The organism is Planktotalea sp. (assembly GCF_049680325.1).
Lineage (GTDB): Bacteria > Pseudomonadota > Alphaproteobacteria > Rhodobacterales > Rhodobacteraceae > Planktotalea.
In genome coordinates this window covers 1-3075 of sequence record NZ_JBAUHO010000361.1, presented here as the reverse complement: position 1 = coordinate 3075, position 3075 = coordinate 1, and the positions used below count along the sequence as shown (strand labels likewise).

Annotated in this window: 3 protein-coding genes; all 3 read right to left on the bottom strand. The window is 57.6% G+C overall.

The window, feature by feature from the left end:
* Positions 1–60 precede the first annotated feature (60 nt).
* Positions 61–1335, bottom strand: coding sequence for an aspartate aminotransferase family protein (locus tag WBC85_RS16290; protein ID WP_424439741.1), 1275 nt, complete (start codon positions 1333–1335; stop codon positions 61–63).
* A 3-nt stretch (positions 1336–1338) separates the two neighbouring features.
* On the bottom strand, positions 1339–2442 hold the full coding sequence (locus WBC85_RS16285) for a mandelate racemase/muconate lactonizing enzyme family protein (RefSeq protein WP_424439738.1): 1104 nt from the start codon (positions 2440–2442) through the stop codon (positions 1339–1341).
* Positions 2439–3075, bottom strand: a 637-nt coding sequence (locus WBC85_RS16280) for an enolase C-terminal domain-like protein (RefSeq protein ID WP_424439735.1), incomplete at its 5' end; no start/stop codon positions are given. The genes WBC85_RS16285 and WBC85_RS16280, both read right to left, overlap by 4 nt.

The window sequence follows — 3075 nt, the reverse complement described above, 5'->3', positions numbered from 1 at the left end:
ACGCGGCACCTCTTTGCGCATACGCTAGACCTATAAAAAGCTGTAGAATTAACGTCCCGACTACAAGGAAATGGATCGCACAGCATGTTCGACCGCGGCTTTCGTCTGCTCAAGGTCGTCCGCCGTGATCGCAAGGGACGGATAAAGCTTACCCGGCGATTTGAATATCCCGTGCTGGCGCAATGTCGCGTTATAGGTCGCATTCCGTGCGGCATCATCATGCTTGGCGGTGCGGTAGTCGCGACACTGGCTGGTCGTGAAGAAGATATCGAACAAGGTCTCATCCCCGCAGATCTGGTGGGGAATACCTGCGGCATCGAGTGCGCTGCTTTGCATGTCTTGCAATGTGCGACCGATTTCGCGCAGGCGATCGTAACTGCCTTCGCGTCTGAGGACTTCCATCGTCTTGAGGCCTGCTGCGGCCGCAATTGGATTGCCCGAAAGCGTGCCAAGCTGCATGAGCCATTTGTCACCGCCCACGATGGATTTGTCGAAGTGCTGCATGATCTCGGCGCTCGCTCCGAGGGCGGCTAGCGGGAACCCGCCGCCAATAATCTTGCCAAGTGTGCAGATATCGGGCGTCACACCGTAACGTTCCTGCGCGCCGCCATACGCCAGCCGAAACCCAGTGACGATTTCATCAAAGATCAGTAAAACGCTGTATTTGTCACACAGATCGCGCAGGCCTTGAAGATAACCGGGGGCGGCAGGAATGATCCGTTGCAACGGTTCCGCAATAATGGCTGCGACGTCGTCGTGTTCGCTCAGCAAAGCCTCCACAGCTGCCAGATCGTTATAGGGCGCGATCAACATCTGATCGGCCACGCCCTGCGGGATACCCGCGCTGTCAGGCACCGCTTGGGGGAAGTTCACGCGGGCTGCGGGTGCAAGGCTCATCTGGGCCTCGGCGCTCATGCCGTGATAGCCGCCTTCGAACTTCAGGATTTTATCTTTGCCAGTATAGGCGCGCGCAAGTCGGATGGCGTACATGTCCGCCTCCCCGCCTGACGCGACAAAACGGACCTGTTCACAACAGGGAACCGCATCGACAATCGCCTCCGCCAGTTCGATCCCTTTGGCGTTGTTGGCAAAGAAGGTCATACCTTTGGGAAGTTGTTCCAATACGGCTTCCATCACCTCCGGGTGGCCATGACCCAGCAGCATCGGGCCGGACCCGATCAGGTAGTCGATGTATTCGGTGCCGTCTTCGTCCCAAACGTGGCTTCCGCTTCCGCGTGCAATCACAATGCCGGGGTCGAAATTGCCAAAGCCGCCAGCGGGCAGAACGGCCTCGGCGCGGGTGATCCATTCAGATTGAGATGTCAGTTTTTGCATGTTTCAGGCCAGTTCAAGTATGGGATTTCCAAGTAGGTCCAGATCGGGAGTGACCCCAAGCCCCGGACCGGTCGGCGGCGCAATGCGGCCGTCTTTGCGGGTCGGGCAATCGGGCGCGATGCGCGGGCTGACGTAGGACGACAGATCACAGGTGTTCAGTAATGCACCTTGCGGGGTCGAAGCCGCGAAGTGTAGCGACGCGGCGGTGACGATGTCAGACCCCCACGTGCATTCGGCGCAAATTTCTGCCCCGAGGTGAACCGTGAGGTCACGGGCGCGGCGCATTGCAGAAAGCCCACCAAACTTCGACAACTTCAGAGCGACCGCGTCGAGCACGCCAAGCTTATACGCACGCATCAAGGATGCCAGATCATGCGCACCCTCATCAATCTTCATCGGCAAACCAGTTGCCTGCCGAACGGCGGCGCAGTCTTCGAGAGTTTTGCATGGCTGCTCTAACATGACATCAAGATGCGCAACCGCGCGGCCCGTGCGCGTGGCCTGCAATTTCGTCGCGCCGCAATTCCAGTCGCCATAAACCAATGGCCCTTCGCCCACTGCCTCGCGTACTTTAGCCAATCGTTCCGCATCTACCTGCCAATCCGCATCCGCGCCGAGTTTCACCTGAAATTGACGGATGCCTGTGTCGTAGGCGTCACGGGCGATCCGCGCCATCTCGTCCGGTGCGATGCAGGTGATCGAATGGTAAAGTGGCATGTCGGCGCGGGTTCGCCCGCCAAGCAGGGTATAAAGTGGTTGCCCCGTTGCTTTGCCGAACAGATCCCAAAGCGCCATATCGACGATAGATTTTGCGTGCAGGTGGCCTTGCAGGAACCCATCTAACTTGCGCATCGGAGCATCGACACCAAACGGGGATATCCCAAGGATTTCCGGTGCCATTTCGGTGACCGCGCTTGGCACTCCATCGGCAAAAGCTGGCAGGTAATGTGGGATCGGGCAAACCTCTCCCCAGCCTTTCAGACCTGAATCCGTTTCCAGACATAAGACGTGAGTTTTGACCGTGTCGCAGGTTTTGCCTTCAGCCATGTAGTAGGTCTTATGGCTGGTCAGATCGACGGACCAAAGGGAGATGCCCGTAACCTTCATGGGTAAACTGCCACTGGATCACCAAGCATGTCCAGATCGGGTGTCACCCCCAGCCCCGGCAGTGATGGTGGAACAACGTAACCACCCAGGTTCCGAACGCCTTGCCCCGATACAGGATCAACGCTGAGGTGGTCCTGCGAAAGCCAGCTGGCGAGCCGGTTTGGTTCGGGCGTTGAGGCAGCCAGATGTAACGCAGCCGTATCGGCCAAAGCAGATCCACCCACGTCTTCGATATGCATCTGCCATCCAACCGCGACGCCAAAATCGCGCACTTGCCGTGCCTTGGTCAGTCCACCCAATCGGTTTGGTTTTACTTTCACACCTTCGCAAGCCGAGCGCTTCCAGGCCTCCAGATGGTCATTGAAATCTAGCATACATTCATCAAGCATGATCGGGTTGGACACACGGGCCGCCACATGCGCGCATTGGTCCAACGTCTGACAGGGTTGTTCGACCCAATCACGTGCTTTTACCGAATTCAGAACCTCGATCGCCACAGCGGGCTGCCATGCCCGGTTCACGTCAAACGTGACTTTGTGCCCTTTTGGCAAACTTGCAGAAATCATATCAATCCGCTCGATATCAAGGCCGACGTCGGTACCTCCGACCTTAGCAGAATGCACTGTGTAGCCC